The 17,949-nt window shown below is 73.1% G+C and carries 16 protein-coding genes; 1 reads left to right on the forward strand and 15 read right to left on the reverse strand.

Annotated features, from left to right (window positions below; all coding sequences use genetic code 11):
* Window positions 1-45 precede the first annotated feature (45 nt).
* From Prubr_RS35860 to Prubr_RS35920, 14 genes are all read right to left on the reverse strand, one after another.
* Entirely contained in the window at window positions 46-465 is a 420-nt protein-coding gene (locus Prubr_RS35860; protein ID WP_212820124.1) for a hypothetical protein, read from the reverse strand.
* Complete coding sequence (locus Prubr_RS35865) at window positions 462-1,514, reverse strand: WxL protein peptidoglycan domain-containing protein (protein ID WP_212820126.1); 1,053 nt, start codon at window positions 1,512-1,514, stop codon at window positions 462-464. Before Prubr_RS35865 ends, Prubr_RS35860 begins: the two co-directional genes overlap by 4 nt.
* A 91-nt stretch (window positions 1,515-1,605) precedes the next feature.
* Window positions 1,606-2,799, reverse strand: coding sequence for an Ig-like domain repeat protein (locus tag Prubr_RS35870; RefSeq protein WP_212820128.1), 1,194 nt, complete (start codon window positions 2,797-2,799; stop codon window positions 1,606-1,608).
* 157 nt (window positions 2,800-2,956) lie between these two features.
* Window positions 2,957-3,781: a phosphate ABC transporter ATP-binding protein gene (locus Prubr_RS35875; protein WP_246568130.1), complete on the reverse strand. Its 825-nt coding sequence runs from the start codon at window positions 3,779-3,781 to the stop codon at window positions 2,957-2,959.
* Between the two features lie 25 nt (window positions 3,782-3,806).
* Entirely contained in the window at window positions 3,807-4,733 is a 927-nt protein-coding gene (locus Prubr_RS35880; protein WP_212820130.1) for a sortase, read from the reverse strand.
* The gene (locus Prubr_RS37910; RefSeq protein ID WP_212820132.1) at window positions 4,730-6,019 is read right to left on the reverse strand and encodes an Ig-like domain-containing protein; all 1,290 of its coding nucleotides are present in this window, start codon (window positions 6,017-6,019) and stop codon (window positions 4,730-4,732) included. Before Prubr_RS37910 ends, Prubr_RS35880 begins: the two co-directional genes overlap by 4 nt.
* Window positions 6,001-6,387, reverse strand: coding sequence for a hypothetical protein (locus tag Prubr_RS35890; protein ID WP_212820133.1), 387 nt, complete (start codon window positions 6,385-6,387; stop codon window positions 6,001-6,003). Before Prubr_RS35890 ends, Prubr_RS37910 begins: the two co-directional genes overlap by 19 nt.
* A 69-nt stretch (window positions 6,388-6,456) precedes the next feature.
* Window positions 6,457-7,683 carry a hypothetical protein gene (locus Prubr_RS35895; protein ID WP_212820134.1) on the reverse strand — a complete coding sequence of 409 codons (1,227 nt, stop codon included), beginning with the start codon at window positions 7,681-7,683 and terminating at the stop codon, window positions 6,457-6,459.
* 73 nt (window positions 7,684-7,756) lie between these two features.
* The gene (locus tag Prubr_RS35900) at window positions 7,757-10,330 is read right to left on the reverse strand and encodes a hypothetical protein (protein WP_212820135.1); all 2,574 of its coding nucleotides are present in this window, start codon (window positions 10,328-10,330) and stop codon (window positions 7,757-7,759) included.
* The gene (locus tag Prubr_RS35905; RefSeq protein WP_212820136.1) at window positions 10,327-11,973 is read right to left on the reverse strand and encodes a phosphate ABC transporter substrate-binding protein PstS; all 1,647 of its coding nucleotides are present in this window, start codon (window positions 11,971-11,973) and stop codon (window positions 10,327-10,329) included. The genes Prubr_RS35900 and Prubr_RS35905 overlap by 4 nt, the downstream gene beginning before the upstream one ends.
* Window positions 11,966-13,213: a phosphate ABC transporter permease PstA gene (gene pstA, locus Prubr_RS35910; RefSeq protein WP_212820137.1), complete on the reverse strand. Its 1,248-nt coding sequence runs from the start codon at window positions 13,211-13,213 to the stop codon at window positions 11,966-11,968. Before pstA ends, Prubr_RS35905 begins: the two co-directional genes overlap by 8 nt.
* 19 nt (window positions 13,214-13,232) lie before the next feature.
* Window positions 13,233-14,327, reverse strand: a complete 1,095-nt coding sequence (gene pstC / locus Prubr_RS35915) for a phosphate ABC transporter permease subunit PstC (RefSeq protein WP_246568132.1) — start codon at window positions 14,325-14,327, stop codon at window positions 13,233-13,235.
* Window positions 14,324-14,941: a hypothetical protein gene (locus tag Prubr_RS37550; protein WP_246568134.1), complete on the reverse strand. Its 618-nt coding sequence runs from the start codon at window positions 14,939-14,941 to the stop codon at window positions 14,324-14,326. The genes pstC and Prubr_RS37550 overlap by 4 nt, the downstream gene beginning before the upstream one ends.
* Before the next feature lie 56 nt (window positions 14,942-14,997).
* The gene (locus tag Prubr_RS35920; RefSeq protein WP_212820139.1) at window positions 14,998-15,687 is read right to left on the reverse strand and encodes a hypothetical protein; all 690 of its coding nucleotides are present in this window, start codon (window positions 15,685-15,687) and stop codon (window positions 14,998-15,000) included.
* A 230-nt stretch (window positions 15,688-15,917) separates the two neighbouring features.
* Between Prubr_RS35920 and Prubr_RS35925 the strand changes: the two genes are divergently transcribed.
* Complete coding sequence (locus tag Prubr_RS35925; RefSeq protein ID WP_212820141.1) at window positions 15,918-16,766, forward strand: helix-turn-helix transcriptional regulator; 849 nt, start codon at window positions 15,918-15,920, stop codon at window positions 16,764-16,766.
* A gap of 80 nt (window positions 16,767-16,846) precedes the next feature.
* Here Prubr_RS35925 and Prubr_RS35930 read toward each other — a convergent pair whose 3' ends face one another.
* Window positions 16,847-17,866 (reverse strand): Acg family FMN-binding oxidoreductase, encoded by a 1,020-nt coding sequence (locus Prubr_RS35930; protein WP_212820144.1) that lies wholly within the window; start codon window positions 17,864-17,866, stop codon window positions 16,847-16,849.
* Window positions 17,867-17,949: the final 83 nt, after the last annotated feature.

The raw sequence follows: 17,949 nt of genomic DNA on the forward strand, positions 1-17,949 counted from the left end.
CGGCGGCCCGCGTCGGCCGCCCGCCGATGCCCTCCGGCCACCCGGTCATCGTCGTCGCCGGGTCAGGGCCCGCAGCCCGACGCCGGCGCCGACGCATGCCGCGCCGAGCGCCAGGAACCCGCCGATCGCCAGTCCGGTGCGGGGCAGGTCCCCTCCCCCGCCGGGCTTCGTCGGCTCCGAGGGCGTACCCGTCGGTCCAGGCGTGCCGGTCGGGTCGGGGGTCCCGGTCGGGGTCGGTGGCGGGGTGGTCGACGCCGGGGACGGCGCGATCGAGACGTGGATGTCCACGCGGCGCGTCGGCGGGCCCGCCGACGGTTCGGGTACGGGGGCGTTGGCCACCGCCACGGTCCCGGGCGGCGGTACGGGTCGGGCCGGTGTCGCCGCCGCCGGCAGGGCGGGCGCCGCGACGACGATGCCGGTGAGGCCGGCGGTGAGGAGCAGGCCGACGAGCCGGCGCACGGTCATGACACCACCGGCCGGACGGTCGCCGGCGGGCCGTCGAAGTCGCTCGCCGCGACGAGGCGGTGCCACCGGCGGCGACGCAGCCACCAGACGAGCAACCCGGAGACGGCGACCAGCAGCGTCGCGACCAGCGGCCACGGCAACGCCCACACCGTGACGTCCCGGCTCATCGAGGGCAGCGGACCGGACGCGTCCTGCGGGTTGACCGTGACCGTCGTGGTCAGCGGACCGGCCGGGAACACACCGGGAAGCCGCTGGGTCAGCCGGAGTTCGGAGTCGGGCAGCAGTTCGGGGATGTCGATCAGTTCGCTGTTGGCGACCCGTACGCCGAACGGTCCGGTGACCTGGACCCGGGCCTTGCCGGAGAAGCGGACGTTGCCGTCGTTGGCGATCCGGTACGTCACCGTCATGTCCCCGCCGAACGACAGCGGCGGGTTGGCGTAGTCGACGTCGACCGCGGTGATGAGTGCGGCCGGCGTGAGCGGGCCGGTGACCCGCAGGTAGATCCGGGCCGCGACCCGTCGCTCGACGTTGAGGGTCTGGCCGTCGCCCTGCCGTTCCTCGGTGTTGACCGAGGCGATCAGGCCACCGATGTGGTCGCCCGGCGTCGCGTTGGGCGGTACGGCGAGTTCGAACGGAATGTCGGCCCGTTTGCCGGCCGGGACCGTGTACGACTTCTTCGGCAGGGTGACCCAGCCGCCGACCCCGGTCGGTGGCTGGTCCGCGGTGAGCAGGGCGAATCCGCCGTCGGACGCGGTGAAGGCATCGGTCGCGTACAGGTTGACCGTCAGCGGTTCCCGGGTGAGGTTGCTGACCCCAACCCAGTCGGTGATCTTCTCCTGGGGGTTGAGTTCGTACGCGAACTCGTTGCGTCCGTTCGGGCCCTTCGGGCTCGACGGCTGCACGCTCCACCGGAACTCGTCGGTCGGGGCGTACGCGGGCAGCGCCGTCGGCGGCCCGGGCGCGGCGGCGGCCGGCGGGGCCGTACCGAGGACGACGGCCGACACGAGGAGCAGCCGGACGGCCAGGCGGGTGGTGCGGGAGTGGGGCATGTCAGCGGCTCCGTGCGGTCGGGTTCGGCAATGGCGGCGGGGATGCCGGGCCTGGTGGGCCCGGCATCCCCTGTCACTGGAAGGCCTGGTGTCAGGCCAGGGTCAGGGTGAGGGTCGCCTTGTACTCCCCCGGCGCCACGTTGTCGGGGATGGCGAGGTCGAGTTCGGCGCCGCAGGCGAAGACGCCGGCGCTGGCACCCGCCGCCGAGGAGCAGAGGGTGCGGGTGTCACCGAGGTCGGCCGAGGTGCCCGCGGTGACCGAGCCGGAGCCGGTGGTCTTGCTGGCCGACGGCGTCCAGGACAGGTTGCCGCTGGCGATCGTCGCGGTCGGGCCGACGAAGTCGGCGAGCTGGCCGGTCAGGTCCCACCCGGCGTTGCTGCCGCGCAGGTCGGTGACGGTCGCGCCCTGGAGCGCGCCGGTGGCGGTGCCGCCGACGGAACCGCCGGCGAGGATGGCGGTGTCACCGGCGAGGTCGAGGGTGAAGGCGCCCGCGGCCACGTCGGCGATGATCTCCTGCTGCTTGGTGATCACGTCGTCGCCCGGCTGGACGGTGAAGGACGTGGCCGAGGAGGTGGACGCGCCGAAGACGGTCGCGTCCGACGGCACGAACGCCGCGGTCAGCGAGTGCGTGCCGACCGGCAGGGCGGTCGTGGTGAGGGTCGCGGTGCCGGCCGAGACCGGAGCCGAACCGATCACCGAGGCGCCTCGGCGGAACTCGACCGTGCCGGTGGCGGTGTTCGGGGCGACGGTGGCGGTGAGGGTCACCTCGGCGCCCTGCTCGACCGGGCTGGCCGGCAGTACGGCCAGGGCGGTCGTGGTGGCCTCGGCGACCGGGATGCGCCAGGTGTCGCCGGTGACGACGATCGCGGTGCGGTACTCGTCGGGGTGCCGGCCCTCGGTCAGGCTGAAGCACTCGACGATGACCCACCACTCACCGGCGGCCGGAGCCGTACCACCCAACGCGGTGGTGAACGACCGGTTCGCCTCGATCGACACCGGGCCCGCGTCGAACCCGCCACCACCCAGCGGACGACCCAGGTTCGAGTACGGCCCACCCGGCCGTCCGACCCGCAGCCCGGCGTTCTCGCCGTACCCGGTCGGGCACGCCGCACTGCCCGCCGTGGCGAACATCGGGGTGTCGTTGACGTTGCCACTGGTCTGCGACAACTGAACTTCGCCGAGCGAAGCCGCCTGCGCGGGACCGGCGACACCGACGAGTACGCCGCCGGCGAGCGCGGCCGCCCCCAACAGCGCGACCGCCCGAGCGAAGACACGCTTGCTCATGAATCACTTCCTCTCGTGAGGGTGATGGTGCCGGCCGGACCCTGCTGGTCCGACCGGCAATGAGGCTCTACACGGGCAGTGACCCGGCATGCAGGCCAACCTCTCCGCCGGACGTGCGGAAGGCGAACTCTGGGTGCCGCCCCGACACACCACCGGATCAGCCGAATCGCCCGTGTACGTAGTCGGCGGTGCGCTGGTCCTGGGGCCGGTCGAACATCGCCGGGGTGGGTCCGTGTTCGACGATGACACCGGGCGTGCCGTGTGACGCGAGGAAGAACGCGCACCGGTGGGACACCCGGGCCGCCTGTTGCATGTTGTGGGTGACGATGACGATGGTGACCTCGGCGGCGAGTTCGGCGATCGTCTCCTCGATCCGGCGGGTCGAGGTCGGGTCCAGTGCGGAGCACGGCTCGTCCATCAGCAGCACGCGGGGGCGCACCGCGAGGGAGCGGGCGATGCACAGCCGTTGCTGCTGCCCGCCGGACAGTGCGCCGCCGGGCGAGCGGAGCCGGTCCCGTACCTCGCGCCACAGGCCGGCCTTGGTGAGGCTTTCCTCGACGAGGTCGTCGCGGGTGGCGCGGGGGACCCGGGTGCCGGTCAGGCGGAGCCCGGCGACCACGTTGTCGTAGATGGACATGGTGGGGAACGGGTTTGGTTTCTGGAAGACCATGCCGACCTGCCGGCGGGCGTCGGTGAGGCGACGGTCCGCGGAGTACAGGTCGTGTCCGTCGAGCAGCACCTCGCCGGCCAGGGCCGCGCCGGGGACCAGTTCGTGCATCCGGTTGAGGATGCGCAGGAAGGTGGACTTGCCGCAGCCGGACGGGCCGATGAGTGCGGTGACCTGTCCGGCGGGCATGGTCAGCGACACCCGGTCGAGGACCTTGTGGTCACCGAACCAGGCGGAGATGCCACGTGCGTCCAAAGTGGCCAGTGCCGGGTGCGGCGGGTGGTCGACGAGGGTCGGATCGACGGTCTGGGTCACCGCGTCGCCTTTCGGTCTGGTGGTTTCACAGCAGGTTGGGCAGGAGCCGGGCGACCTGGTCGGCGGCGGCGCCGCCGAGGGCGGCGACCAGTGGTACGCCGACGGTCCACGCCGGCCAGCCGCCCCAGCGGGTACGCAGATACGCGATGGCGAGAGTGGCCAGGAGCAGCGCCTGGCTCCACAGCATCAGCGGGGTCCAGGCGTCCGGGTCGGTGGCCATCGCCTGCTCGGCGGGCGGCAGTGCGCCGGCGCCGAACCTGCGGGCCGGTACCGGCTGGGCCGGGGTCACCAGGTCGGCGTCGACCCGGAGCACGTCGCGCGGCAGGTAGCGGTCGCCGTCGGCGGTGATCAAGGTGAGTCGGCCGCCGCCGGCGGCCAGTGCCGGCGGGGTCGGGTCGCCGGGACGGCGGGTCGTGGTGACCCGGTAGCTGTGCTCGCCCTGTCCGGTGACGACGGTGATCAGGTCGCCGGGGATGAGCAGGTCCAGGTCGCGGAAGGGGCCACCGTACGCCGCCTGGCGGCCCATGACGACGCTGGTGCCCGGCTGGCCGGGCAGCACGGTGTCGCGGCGGTGGCCGGGGCCGTCGCGCAGCACCTCGGCATCGCTGCCCGAAAGGACGACGGCCCGCAGTCCGATGGCCGGCACGCGCAGTACCGCGACCGGGGAGCCGGCTTCGACGATCCGTTCGTCGCCGGCGACGCCGTCGACGAACTCCAGCCGGGTCTGGCCGACCGGGGCGGTGCCGCGGGCGAGTTCGGCGCGGAAGTCGGCGTAGAGCGTCTGTTGGGTGCGGGCGTACTGGAGGTGGGAGACCAGGGTGAGATGGACGACGAAGCCGAGCATGACCATGGCCAGGATGGTCATGGCGGTGCCCGGGAGGTAGAAACCGAGCCGCCCCGTCCTGGACGGGGCGGCACCGGGCGGTGCTGTGGTGGGCGGTGCGGCGGTCACCGGTGTGGCCCGTCGGGTTCGGCCGGGCCCGGTGCCGTGGGGACGGTCGGGCCGTCCGGCCAGGCGACCGGAACGGGTTCCGGGCGGCGCCGCCGGGTCAGCAGCATCGCGCCGGAGCCGGCGCCGACCAGGGACAGGCCGGCCATGCCGAAGGTGATCAGCGAGATGCCGGTCTTCGGTAGCGTGCCGCCGCCGTCCGGGTCGCCGCCGTCGGGATCCGGGTCGTCGTCCCCGCCGCCCGGGCCGGGGGCGGTGATCTCCACGGTCCGGACCGCCGACTCCGACGGCCGGTACGCGGTCGCGTCGGCCGGCGTGAACACCGCCCTGAGCGAATGGGTGCCGACCGCGAGGGTGGCGGTGAAGGCCGCGGTGCCCTGGGTGACGGCGGTGGTGCCGAGTTCGGTGTCTCCGGCGAGGAAGCGGACCGTCCCGGTGGCGCTGTTCGGGGCGACCGTGGCGGTCAGGGTCAGCGGGGTGCCGGCGGGCTGGCTGCCGTCGGGGGTGACGGTCAGGGTGGTGGTCGTGTCGGTGGCCGGCTGGGTTCCGGCTCCGACGCGGTAGCCGTTGACGCTGTTGGACACCGCCTGCGTGTAGCGGTTCGGGTCGGTCGGCCGGAACGTCGCCTGCAGGTCGTAGGCGCCGTCGGCGAGTCCGGTCATGGTGAGGGTGGCCCGACCATCGGCGGTGGGCACGTCCTCGACCGGTGCGAACGCCGGATCGCCCGAGGTGCGCCGCTCGAACGTCACCGTGCCGGCCGCCGCGGCGGGGTCGACGGTGACGGTGAGCACGGGCTGGCCGCCGCTGGGTGCGGGACTGGCCGGGTCGACGGTGAGGGTTGCGGTGACCGGTTCGGCCCCCCGGTAGACGATCAGCGGCTGCCTGTCGCTGGAGACCGCGTACGCGTCAGGGTCGGCGGGGGTGAAGGTCGCGGTCAGGGTGTAGTCGATCTGGGTGGCGCCGACCAGCGGCAGGTCGCTGGTCTCCAGGACGACGGTGCCGCCGCCCTCGGTCACCTCGACGGTGCCGAGTTCCCCGGCGGTGCCGGCGGTGGATTCGGTGGCACGCCGGAAGACCACGGTGCCGGGGACGGCCGGGGTGACGGCCGCGGTCAGAGTGACGGGTGCGTCGGCCTCGACCCGGCCGGCGGGTTCGACGGTGAGGGCCGTCTGAGTGGCGGTGGCCGTCGAGGAGCAGTCCGGGCCGACGCGCCACTGGGCGTCGCAGACCTGGACCCGGGTCTGGAACTCGTCGGGGTGCCGGCCCTCGGTCAGGCTGAAGCACTCCATGATGACCCACCACTCACCGGCGGCCGGAGCCGTACCCCCAACGCGGTGGTGAAGGACCGGTTCGCCTCGATCGAGACCGGGGCGGTGTCGAACCCGCCACCACCCAACGGGCGACCCAGGTTCGAGTACGGCCCACCGGGCCGGCCGATCCGCAGACCGGCGTTCTCCCCGTACCCGGGGGGACACGCCGCACTGCTGGCCGTGCCGAACATCGGGGTGTCGTCGACGTTGCCACTGGTCTGCGACAACCGCACCTCGCCGAGCGAAGCCGCCTGCGCGGGACCGGCGGCGACGAGCACCACCCCGGTGACGACGGCGCAGAGGCTCAGCGCGGCGGTCACCAGCGCGGCCAGGATTCGCCTGCTCATCGGTTTGCTTCCTTTGCTTGACGGATGCGCCGGTCCGGGCGGCCCGTGGGCCGCCCGGACCGGCGGGGATCAGCTGTTGAACCGCAGGTTGGTGTAGCCGCAGGCGGCGTTGAGGTCGTCGAGGGTGGTCGTCCGCAGCCCGAAGCCGAACAGCTGCACGACGTTGCGGTTGGTGCCGCCGTCGTTGACGGACGCGGTGCACACCGCCGAGTTGGGGCCGACGAAGGTCGCGGCGATGGTCGGGTCGGTGAGCTTCGCGGTGGGTACGACGTTGTAGACGTCGCGGCGGAGCCCGAAGTTGGGGTTGGTGGTGCCGCCGACCAGCGGCTGCTGCACCGCCTGGCCGGGCATGCTGATGCCGACGAGGCGGGCGGCGCCGCGCCGGTCGGTGACCGGGACGCTGGTCAGGTTCGAGATGGCGGTGACGTTGCTCTGGGCGACGAACTGGCCGGAGGAGAACGGCACCACGTGGGTCAGGTTGCCGGTGAGCGCCGAGCCGTCGTGCTCCTGGGTGCGGGGCAGCCCGGTGAGGCAGGGGTAGTCACCCAGCCCGATCTCGGTCTCGTTGATCTGCATCTTGCTCATCCAGAACTCCCAGGTGCCGGAGCCGGCCTGGATGGTCCGGGGCTGCACCGGGTTGCCGGCGATGCTGGTGTCGAAGCACTTGTAGACCCGCTGGATCTGGGCGAACGACATGTTGAACGGCAGGTCGCCGTTCTGGTTGACGGCCAGCGAGACGGCGTCGACGCCGAACGGGATGTAGGTGTAGTTGCCGGTGCTCGACGGCGTGCTGCCGCCGCCGTACGACGACGAACGGGCGTAGTCGATGCAGTTGCGGACGTCGGCGCCCTCGTAGAAGCCGGGGCCGCCGTTGGTGCCGCCCAGGTTCTCGCCGACCGCGGCCCGCAGGGCGCGCCGGCCGTTGCCGGAGCCGTTGGGGCGGTTGAGGGTGCAGCCGGCCGCCTTGACCTTGACGGTTTCGGTGCCCGGGCGTCCCAGGAGGCGATGACCTTGCCGCCGCCGGAGGCGATGACATTGCCCAGACCGTTCATCACGTCCTGGGTGGTGTCCGAGCCTACGCCGGCCAGGACGCGGTAGTCGGTGGCCGGCGACGGGTCGGCGGCGGCCGGGGTGGCGACCATGACGACGGCGAGTGCCGCGCCGAAGCCTGCCGCCGCCACCTTGCCGAAGGTGTGGACCTTCATGCTTGCTCCCTTTCTGGTGACAGAAGAGTCGGAAAGAATCGTCTGCCGCCGTGCCGACGGCTGAAACCGCGTGTGAGGAAACGTTTCGCACCGCTGTCTTCCGCCAACACGTAGGCCGGATGAACGGCTGTTGGCGCACTGGTGCGGCGGACCGGGTCCGTCGTTCATGGACGGTCCCGGGGGACGCGGACCGCAAGTCGCCGCAGGACCGGCCCGGCGACACCGCCGAACAGGCCGACGACGAGCGCGCCGATCAGGACGAACCGCAGGATGCCGACGGCGCTGCCGGTGGTCGTTCCGGCGACCGGCAGGGCGGTCGGTACCGGCGACGACGCGACCGGGCCGGGCGAGGGCGGTGCGGGGGTCACCGGTACGCCGGTGGGTGCCCCGCCGGCCACCGGCCCCGGTGGTGCGGCCGGTGGGTCGTCGGCGGCCGGCGGGGTGGTGGGTGCGGTCGCCCGCTCGAGGGTGTCCGCGGCCGTCCGGGTCTGCTCACGCATCGCCTGCGGCAGCGGCACGTATCCCTCGGGCAGGGTGCCCGGGGCGACGCCCGGGATCTGGCCGGGGCCGGCGGCGTGGCGCAGCAGGGTCGCGTAGTCACGGCGGTCGTCGGCCGGGGCCGCGGTGTTGCCGATCGCGTACGTGACCATGGTGAGCGGGTAGGCGCCCGCGGCGGCCCGGACCTTCGCCGGGTCGACCGCGAGGACGCCGGGAACGTCGGTCGGCGTCATGGCACCCAGTGCCGCCGTCATCTGCGCGGTGGTGGCGCTGCGGCAGTCGGTGGCGACGTACGTGCCGGTGGCGTCGGGCGCCGCGGCACACAGCTGCGCGGTGTGCAGGCCGTACCGGGCGGCGGAGGCGGAGTCGGTCACCGACATGGCCAGCCGGAAGCCGGGCTCCTGGCGGGGGATCCTGGTCCACCTCGGCTGTTCGCCGGCCGGCAGGTTGATGGTCTGGAGCGGTACGGCGGTCCCCTTGCTGTCGGCGCGCAGCGTCTGCAGGGCGGCCTCGCCCAGCGATCCGGCGTACGGCCGGTAGTCCAGGGTGCAGTTGGTGTACTCGACGTCCTGGAAGGACTCCTTGGCGCAGCTCTGGTCGGCCTTGGGGAAGTAGTCGACCGCACCGGCGGCGAACAGTTGCTGGTATGCCGGGTTGACCACCATGCCCGGCTTGCCGGGGCCCTGGCTGTCGGGGCTGCCGGCGAGCCAGTCGCGGGCGGTCGGGTCGGCGAGCACCCACCGCCACAGTTCCCGGGTGGCCATCGAGTTGCCGACCGGGGTCATCAGCCCGTTGAGGGTCGCCGACGGGGTCTGGTCCCAGAACCGGAAGACCGGGTTGAGGTCCAGGAACTCCTTGTCGTACTTGATGCTGTTGGGGTTGTCGGTCGGTCCGCCGATGCCGGGCACGTCGCGGCGGTACGACTGGGTCAGCAGTTTGGCGACCAGCCGCGGGGTCAGCCGCAGTTCGGACAGCACCGCGCCGCGCAGCCGTTCCTGCTCGGCGGCGGTGGCGTACGGGTCGAGGTTGCCGTCGACGTTGAAGGCGACGACGACGCCGCTGGCGGCGACCGGGGCGTGCACCAGCGGTGGATCGGTGCCGGCCACGGGAGCGGCGCTGAACACCAGGCCGGGTGCGCCGCTGGACGGCGACAGCACCTGGTTCTGGGCCTCGAAGTCGCCGATCGCGGAGTAGCCGATGACCGGGCCGGAGCCGGCGCACAGGGCCGGCTGCCAGGAGGTGATCGCCTCGGCGACGAGTTCGGTGCCGGCGGTGCGCCGTTCGGCCTGGGTCAGCGAACAGGCTGAGCCGACCGCCCGAAAGTCCAGCGGGACCACGATCCGGTGCCGCCACACCGCCGGGCTGAACGGCGAGCCGTGTACCGCCCCGGCGGTGGCGACGTCCTGCCCGCCGTACGGGTCGTGGCTGCCGCGTGGGACGACGACCAGGTGGCAGCGGCGCGGTCCGGCGCCGGCCGGCGCTCCGCAGCCGAGGTGCGGGGCGCGGGCGGCGTTCTGCACCTCGAAGGCGACCCGGCCGGTGCCGTCGGCGGCGGAGAGCGCGTACGGGTATTCGTTGGTCGACGCCTCGTCGAAGTACGCCCGCAGCACGTCGTCGTCGGTCTGGTCCATCGTGCCGCCGGGGACGTTGGGGTTGGGCTTGGTGCCGAACGGCTGCTGCGGGCTGCCGTCCGGGGTCCGGCCGCCGTCGACGGAGCGGAACGGCACCATCTGCGCGGCGGCGGGCAGCGTCTCGGTGGGGTCGGGGTGCGGATAGCCGGCGATCTCGTCGAGGCGGCGCCGGCTCGCGTTCTTGCCGGCGGGCGCGTCGGAGCCCTGGGCCATCGCCGGTTGGGGCAGGCCGAGCCCGAACTGGCAGGTTTCCCGGAACGCCAGGCCGAGCGGGTCGCCGGGTGCCTGCGGGTCGCCCCAGCACTGCATCAGCTGGAGGTAGTCGACGCCGACCGGCCGGTTGCGCGGGGTCGGTTCGGCGCCGGTCCAGGTGACCAGGACCGCCTGGTTGGTCAGGTCCCGGGTCTGCGAGACGGTGACCCGCAGGCCGGAGAAGTCCTCGTGCCCGTCGGCCCGGCCATTGACGGTGACGGCCGACTCGGCGCCGTCCTGGCCCTGGGCCGGACCGGCGGCCGGTGGTACGGCCAGCAGCGGGGCCAGCGCCAGCAGGCCGAGGACGAGCGTGGCGAGGCGGGACCGGCGGACGGTCCGCGCCCGGCGCCCGGTCACCGCCGGTCCCCACGGTCGCGACGGCCGGCGAGGGTGTGGGCCAGCAGCGGCGGGCCGAACAGCACGCCGACCAGCAACACGACGGCGATCAGCATCACCGTGTGCCGCAGCCGCCAGCCGCCTTCGCCATCGAGCGAGACCGGTACGGCCGCGATCTGCTCACCGCCACCGCCGGCGCCGGGGTCGATCACCTCGCCGGTCTCCGGGTCGACGAGACCGCCGGGGGCCGCCGCCGGATCGCCGCCCGCCCCCTGCGACGGAGTGGCCGACGGACCGCCGGACGGGCTCGGTCCCCCGGACGGCGGCGTGCCGCCACCACCCGCCGTGCACCGGGCGGCGGCGTTGACCGGGGTCTCCTGCCGGGCACCGGCGGTGCCGGTCGGACTCTGCGTCCGCCCCTGCCGGTCGCAGTCGGACGGCCGGGGCGCGTTGCGGGCCAGGGTGTTGGTGCCGTCGCGGGAGAACGTCGGGTTGTTGCAGTTCTCGATGCCGATGTTCTGCTGCGGGGCACCCGGGATCTTGCGGACCTGTTCCATCGCGGCCCGGACCAGGTTGATCGGCAGCGGCGAGTAGCCCAGCACGTCGGCCTGCTGCTGGCCCTCGCACAGGAAGTAGTTCGCGAACGAGGCGAGGGTGAAGCCCTTGTCCTCGGTGACGTTCAGTTCGATCCGCTGCGGAATGATCATGTACGAGTACGACGACAGCGGATAGACCCGTGGGTCGTCGTAGGTGTAGACGCCGTCGAGGATCTGGGTCAGGTAGTCCGGCGACGACGGGTTGTCGTTGATCGTCGCCCGGGTCAGGGCGACGGCGACGTTCGCGGCGGTCGGTTCGACGTAGTAGTTCGCCGCGTTGAGCATCTTCACGACCGGGAACCGGGCGTTGAGCGCGTACGAGTACTCGACGTACGTGATGGCGCCCTCGGCGTTGGCCTGTGCCACGTAGCCGGATACGCCGGTCGAGCCGCTCGCCCCGACGAACCCGTCCGCGGACCGGAACGGGTAGGTCGAGGTGATGCCGCACGGCGCGGACTTGCCGAACCGTGCGCAGTACGTGTCCCAGATCTGCGGATGCTGCTTGCTCATCCACAGGGTCAGTTGGGCGGTGGTGCCCGAGCCGTCCTGCCGGACGACCGGGACGATGTTGCGGGCCGGCAGGGTCAGGCCGGGGTTGTGCGCGGCGATCTGCGGGTCGTTCCACCGCTTGACGGCCCCGGTGAAGATCTTGGCGAGCACCTCGCCGGACAGCCGCAGGTTGGTGACCCGCCGGCCGCCGATCGTCAGGTTGTACATGAACGCCGTACCGCCGGCCACGATCGGCATGTAGCCGAACCCGCGGTCCGGCCGCAGGTCCGAGCCGGCGAACACGTCCCGCAGGCCGTACGGGATCTCCGAGACGCCGAAGTCCGAGGTGCCGTTGCGGAACTGGTTGCGGCCGTCGGTGGAGCCGGTCGACGCGTAGTTGACGTAGATGCCGCGCTGCTGGACGTTGCGCCGCCAGTTGTCGAGCGCGTTGGCGCTCCACGACGATCCGGCGCCGCTGATCTGCACCAGCTTCGGCGCGGCCCGGGCGGGCACCGGCGCCGCCGCCAGCACGACCAGGACCGCCGCGAGGGCGGCCAGGAGGGAACGGCTGCTACGCATCACTTACCTCGCTGTCACTTGCTTCGACTCCGGGCACCTGACGGGCCCGGGCGCGGGCGGCGAACCGGACCGCGTCGCGGCGGGACGCCCGGACCCGGGCGCGGGCCGCACGTCGGCCGAGTTGGCCGGGCGCCCGCCCACCGACCATTCGGGCGATCACGAACAGGATCAGGACCAGCCCCATCAGCACCGCGGCCGCGCCGAAGCCGCGCGAGATCATCGCCTCGTCCGGACGACGTACGGCGTCGAAGACGAACAGCGGCAGCGATGTCTGGGGGCCGCTGGTGGGGTTGGCGTTGGTGTACGCGGCGAAGCCGGCGGTGAGCAGGACCGGTGACGTCTCGCCGATGCCGCGTGCGGTGCCGAGGATGACCGCGGTGGTCAGGCCGGAGCGGGCGGTGGGCACGACGACGTGCCAGATGGTCCGCCACTGCGAGGCGCCCAGCGCGAGCGACGCCTCCCGCAGCGTGCCGGGCACCAGTCTGATCACCACGTCGGCGGCCCGGATCATGATCGGCAGCATCATCACGCCGAGCGCCAGCGACGCGGCGAACCCGGACTTGTCCAGCCCGAGGGCGAGGACGACCGTGGCGTAGATGAACAACCCTGCGACGACGGACGGCAGCGCCGTCATCGCCTCGGCGATCGTGCGGACCAGCCGGCTGAACGGGCCGGGCAGTTCGCTGAGGAAGACCGCGCAGACCAGGCCGAGCGGCACGGTGACCGCGAGCGCGATGGCGATCTGCTGGAGGGTGCCGACCATCGCGTGCCGGATCCCGCCGACGCTCAGCGGCTGCAACGGCCCGGCCCGGCCCATGTCCTCGACAAAGAAGTTGAGATAGCCCAACGCGTCCCGACCCCGCCACAGGGTGAACGCGACGACCGCGACCAGAGCCAGCAGCATCAGCGACGCCAGACTGTGCACCACGGCCGCGGCCAGCCGGTCCCGTACGGTCGGCCCGTTCTCGTCGAACGACACGAGCAGCGTGTAGAAGCCGAGGAAGGCCAGGTAGGAGACGACCACGAAGCCGAGGAGGCCGTCGAACGGCGCCAGCCGGGTGAACAGCAGCGCGGTCAGGCTGACGGCTGCGACCAGCGCGCCGATCATCGCGAAGCCGTCGGTGCGACGCAGCTGCCCGGTCGCCCGGCGCTCCTCCGGCAGGTCCGGTCCGGGCTCCGCGGCGGGCAGCGTGGTCGACAGCGCGGTGGCCGGCGCGGTGGCCGGCTTCACGGGGGCCATTTGGTCCACTGTCGACATCTCAGACCTCGCTCGCGGCGCCGGACCGGCTGCGCGCGATGACCATCGACGCCACGAAGTTGACGACCAGGGTCATCAGGAAGAGCACCAGTCCGGCCGCCATCAGCGCGGCGATGCCGAGCGCGGTGGAGTCGCCGTACCGCAACGCGATCAGCGCGGAGATGGAGCCGGCGCCGTTCTGGAGGATGTGCGGTTGCACGACGAAGACCATCGACACGATGAGGAAGACGGCGATCGTCTCGCCCAACGCCCGGCCGAGTCCGAGCATGGTGCCGCCGATCATTCCGCCGCGGCCGAATGGCAGCACGACCGATCGGATCATGCCCCAGCGGGTCGCGCCGAGGGCGTACGCGCCCTCCCGTTCGCCGACCGGCGCCTGGGAGAACACCTCCCGCATGACCGAGGTGATGATCGGTGCCACCATCATCGCCACGACGACCCCGGCGATGAACGTCGACGAGGTCAGCGCCGTCGGACTGGCGACCGGATCCCGCGGATCGTAACCGTCCACCTTGAACACCGGAATCCAGCCGAGATAGGTGGCCAGCCAGCGGGGCAGCCCCTCCCCCTGGTCACCGGCGACCAGCAGCTGCGGCTGGAGCAGGAAGAAACCCCAGATGCCGTACACCACGCTCGGTACGGCGGCCATCAGGTCGACCAGGTTGACCAGCAGCGGCCGGACGCGTCGGGGCGCGTACTCGGAGATGTACAGCGCGGTCCCGGTCGCCAGCGGCACCGAGATCGCGATCGCCACCAGGGCGATCAGCACCGTACCGGCCAGCACCCCGGCGACGCCGAAGTTGTTGCCGGCCGGATCCCAGTCCTGCACGGTGAGGAACCGCCAGCCGGCCATCTCGACCGCCGGCCAGGCCTGGAGGGCCAGGAAGAGCCCGACCAGCGCCATGATGGCCAGGACCGCCGCGCCACCCGCCCGGGCCACCCCCCGGAACACCAGGTCGGACGGTCCGCGCCGCTGCACGATGCGGCGCGGACCGGGGCCGTCGCCGCCAGGATCGTCGGCCGGCGGGACCGGGCCGGCGGGCGGCGGCGTGGCCGTGTCCGGCCCGCCGGGCCCGCCGATCGTCGTGGTTGTCACCGTGGTGTCCCGGTCGCCGAGCCGGGGTGGGACAGCCGACGGATGCCGGTCGGCGGCGTCCGCCCGGACCACCGCGGCGCGGGGTCGTCGTCGCGGGCCCGGCGCCCGTCGCGCGCCGTGTTGCGGGTGCCGCTGACGATCGCGGCCTTCGGCACCGCCTCGAGGAACCGTTCGACGTTGTACGTGCACTCCCGGCCCCGCAGGTACGACCGGCTGGACACCGCGACGACGGCCCGGTCCAGTTCGGCCCACCAGCACCACTGCCCGGTCCGCTCGGCGGTGGACTCGACCACCCGGAGCCGCTCGTGTCCCTGTTGCAGGCACACCACCGCGTCCCAGCATTCGCCGTACGTCGGATGGCAGCCGCTCGCCCGCCCGAGCGGCCGGTTGTTCGGTGACACGAGCATCCAGAAGATGCCGGGCGCCGCACCGACCCCGTCGGTCTCCCGCTGCGGCGGCACGGCAAAGAACACAAAACGCGATCGCTGCACCCTGATGCCTTTCCTGACGCGCACCGAGGCACGCATGGCTCGGCTCCCCAACTCGCCCCCGATCCCGGTCAGCGTGCGCAGGCTCGATGACTTGACCAGCAGCCGGCGACTCACGCCAGACATGCACGAGGTGAACAGAAAGTACGGGGACATCAACCATCCGTATGACCGGCGCCCACTTACGGATGACGGCCGGATCGGGAGGGACGACGGTTCCCGCTGCCCGGCCGGCCGGTCCCCCGCGCCGGCCGGGTCGACAGCCACCCGGCACCGACCAGCGCGAGCACGCCCCCGACGCCGGCCAGCCACCACAGGCTCAGCCCGAAGGAGGCGGCTCCGGTACGGGCCGTACGGTCCAGCGCGACGGCGCTCGGGGTCACGTCCGCGGTGGGGCCGGGCGCCGGCCCGGTGTCCGAGGTGGAGGGTGCGGGGTCAGCGGCCGGGGTGGGCGCCGCGCTTGCCGCGCTCGCCGCCGAAGCCGTGCCGCCACCCGGACTCAGGCGCCAGCCGCTGCCGGCCACGGTGACCGACGTGACGAACCGGCCGGCATGCTGCCCCTGGGTCCGGCTGAAGCACTCGGCCACGACCCACCACTCGCCGGCCTGCGGTGCCGTGCCGCCGAGCGCCGTCGTGAACGACCGGTTCGGCGTGGCGGTCACCGCTCCCCGGTCGTAGCCGCCGGCCGTCAGCGGGCGGGCGAGGTTCGTGTACGGCCCGCCCGGGCGACCGATGCGCAGCAGCGCGTCGGACCCGTATCCGGCCGGGCATGCCGCCGACGTCACGCCGGCGGCGAAGATGGGATCGGTGTCGACGGAGCCGCTGGCCGGATCCAGCCGGACCGTCCCCAGGAACACGGTTTGGTCCGGCACGGTCCGGACCGTCGGATACACCGCGGTACCGGCGGCCAGGACGGCATGGACAAGCAGGCGAAGTACTCGGGTCGGCTTCACCAGACGGTCCTACGGGCGACCGACGACAACGGGTCCACGCCCGGTCACGCGCCAGACGGACAACTGGTGAACGCGAGCCCTTACGCCGGGTCCGCCCTGGGAGCGCTGGGACCAGGCTCCGGCCGGCGGATGGACCTAGCCTGGTCGTCATGGCCATTCCGAGACTGGGTGACTACCTGCGGAGCCGACGTGCGCAGGTGACGCCCCGCGACGTCGGTCTGCCCGAGGACGGGCAGCGCCGCGTCCCCGGCCTGCGCCGCGAGGAGGTCGCGTTGCTGGCCCGGATCAGCGTCGACTACTACCTGCGGCTGGAGCAGGGCCGCGAGCGGCGGCCGTCGCCGCAGGTCCTGGAGGCCCTGAGCGACGCGCTGCTGCTGGACGACGACGGCCGGCTGCACCTTTACCGGGTGGCGGGCATGACGCCACTGCCGCGCCGCGAGAGCCGCGTCGAGCGGGCGGATCCGCAGCTGCTGTCGTTGGCCGAACTGTGGGACCGTACCCCGGCGCTGATCCTGGGACGGGCCTACGACGTACTGGCCGCGAACACGTTGGGACGCGCGGTCTTCGGTCACCTCCAACCGGGCACGAACCTGCTGCTCGCGATGTTCCTCGACCCGTCGGTCCGCTCCTTCTACGGCGACTGGGCGACGGCCGCCGCCAACGTGGTCGCGGGATTCCACTTCCTCGAGGGCGCCCGGCCGCACGACCCACGCATCCAGGAGGTGCTGCGGACGGCCGCGAAGGAGAGCCGCGAGTTCGCCGACCTGTGGCGGCGACGGGACGCACGGGGCAAGTCCGCCGCGGCGAAACTCCTGCTGCATCCCGACGTCGGCGAACTGACGCTGCGCATGCAGACCTTCGACGTGCGCTCCGCCCCGGGGCAGCAACTGATCGTCTACCACGCCCAGGAGGGCACCCGGACCGCCGACGCGCTGCGCCTGCTCGGCTCGCTGGCGGCGACCCGGCCCGACCACGAGAACGACCCACACGGGAGATGACCTGCCGGGCCGCACGTCGCGGCTGACCGCGGCCCCGTCCCTCGCATCCGGTACCCGGCTACCGGATCACCGTCGACCCGTCAGCCGCCTCGCGGCGCGGGGCCGGTCACGTCCATGATCTGCTCGACCGGAAGCCGGGGCGTACGCGGCACCGGCTCGTCCGGTGTCCGGTCGGGGAAGCCGATCCGGAGCACCAGGTACGGCTGGCCGAGGCCGGACAGGATCCCACGCAGCGCCTGACGGGTCGCGGACACCTCGACGACCCAGCTCAGCGGCACCATCGAGACCCCGAGCCGGGTCGCGGTCAGCCAGGCCGCGGAGAGCGCTTCACCGGCCCGCAGCCAACTGTCCGGCTCGTCCTCGTCGCCGAACAGCAGCCCGTACACCGCCGCCCGGTCGTGGCCGGTTCCGACCGGCAGAACGCCGGGCCGGCCGAAGTCGCGCGCCGGCACCGTCGTCTGCGGCGCATGGGCGGGTACGACCCCGGCCGGCACACCGGTGCCGTGGCCGGTCGCCGTCCGGCCGGTCCAGTACGCCAGCTCGTCGCGGATCCTGGGATCCTCGTACTGGGTGGTGCCCGCCCTGGTCGCCGCGGCGGCGACGGCGAGCATCCGGTCCCGGTCGAGGATCTGCAACCGTGTCCCGTGCGGGACGGCGGCACCGGTGATCGCCCGCAGGGTCGCCTCGGGTACGGGTTCGTCACTGACGGGCCGCCGGTCGGTGTGCCGGTCACCGACGCAGGCGGCGAGCTGGGTCGCCGCTGTTGTCGCCGCGGTCCGCCCGGTGGGTACGACGACGGCGAGCAGTTCCGGGTCGCCGGGGTCGGGCAGCCGCTCGACGCGGGTCGCCCAGCCACCGGCGGAAAGGACCAGACCGGCGTGGTGCAGGGCCGCGCCGCAACTGAGGGTCAGCATCTTCCGGTCCGGGTCGGTCGCCGGCAGTTGCCGGTCGGTGGCGACAAGGAGTTCGAGACGGTCCGGCCGGACCCGCCACCGCCACGGCTGCGTGTTGTGGATCGAGGGGGCCCGGCCGGCGGCGGCGACAGCCCCGGTGAGCGCCTCGACCGTCGCCGCGCTCTCGTCCGTCGTGTTGTCGGCCATCCGCACCCCCGTCGCCTCCATCGTGCCCAACAATCCGGACCGGTGCCGGAGGTTCCGAATACCACGGCGGCTCCGGCCGGCAC

The organism is Polymorphospora rubra (assembly GCF_018324255.1).
In the GTDB taxonomy this organism is placed as follows: domain Bacteria; phylum Actinomycetota; class Actinomycetes; order Mycobacteriales; family Micromonosporaceae; genus Polymorphospora; species Polymorphospora rubra.

What these genes read in the sequence shown, in the direction of transcription:
- Prubr_RS35905 (WP_212820136.1), bottom strand. Translation starts at nt 11,973, where the DNA reads ATGCGTAGCAGCCGTTCCCTCCTGGCCGCCCTCGCGGCGGTCCTGGTC.
- Prubr_RS35870 (WP_212820128.1), bottom strand. Translation starts at nt 2,799, where the DNA reads ATGAGCAAGCGTGTCTTCGCTCGGGCGGTCGCGCTGTTGGGGGCGGCC.
- pstA (WP_212820137.1), bottom strand. Translation starts at nt 13,213, where the DNA reads ATGGCCCCCGTGAAGCCGGCCACCGCGCCGGCCACCGCGCTGTCGACC.
- Prubr_RS37550 (WP_246568134.1), bottom strand. Translation starts at nt 14,941, where the DNA reads ATGTCTGGCGTGAGTCGCCGGCTGCTGGTCAAGTCATCGAGCCTGCGC.
- Prubr_RS35865 (WP_212820126.1), bottom strand. Translation starts at nt 1,514, where the DNA reads ATGCCCCACTCCCGCACCACCCGCCTGGCCGTCCGGCTGCTCCTCGTG.
- Prubr_RS35890 (WP_212820133.1), bottom strand. Translation starts at nt 6,387, where the DNA reads ATGAGCAGGCGAATCCTGGCCGCGCTGGTGACCGCCGCGCTGAGCCTC.
- Prubr_RS35925 (WP_212820141.1), top strand. Translation starts at nt 15,918, where the DNA reads ATGGCCATTCCGAGACTGGGTGACTACCTGCGGAGCCGACGTGCGCAG.
- Prubr_RS37910 (WP_212820132.1), bottom strand. Translation starts at nt 6,019, where the DNA reads ATGGAGTGCTTCAGCCTGACCGAGGGCCGGCACCCCGACGAGTTCCAG.
- Prubr_RS35930 (WP_212820144.1), bottom strand. Translation starts at nt 17,866, where the DNA reads ATGGCCGACAACACGACGGACGAGAGCGCGGCGACGGTCGAGGCGCTC.
- Prubr_RS35860 (WP_212820124.1), bottom strand. Translation starts at nt 465, where the DNA reads ATGACCGTGCGCCGGCTCGTCGGCCTGCTCCTCACCGCCGGCCTCACC.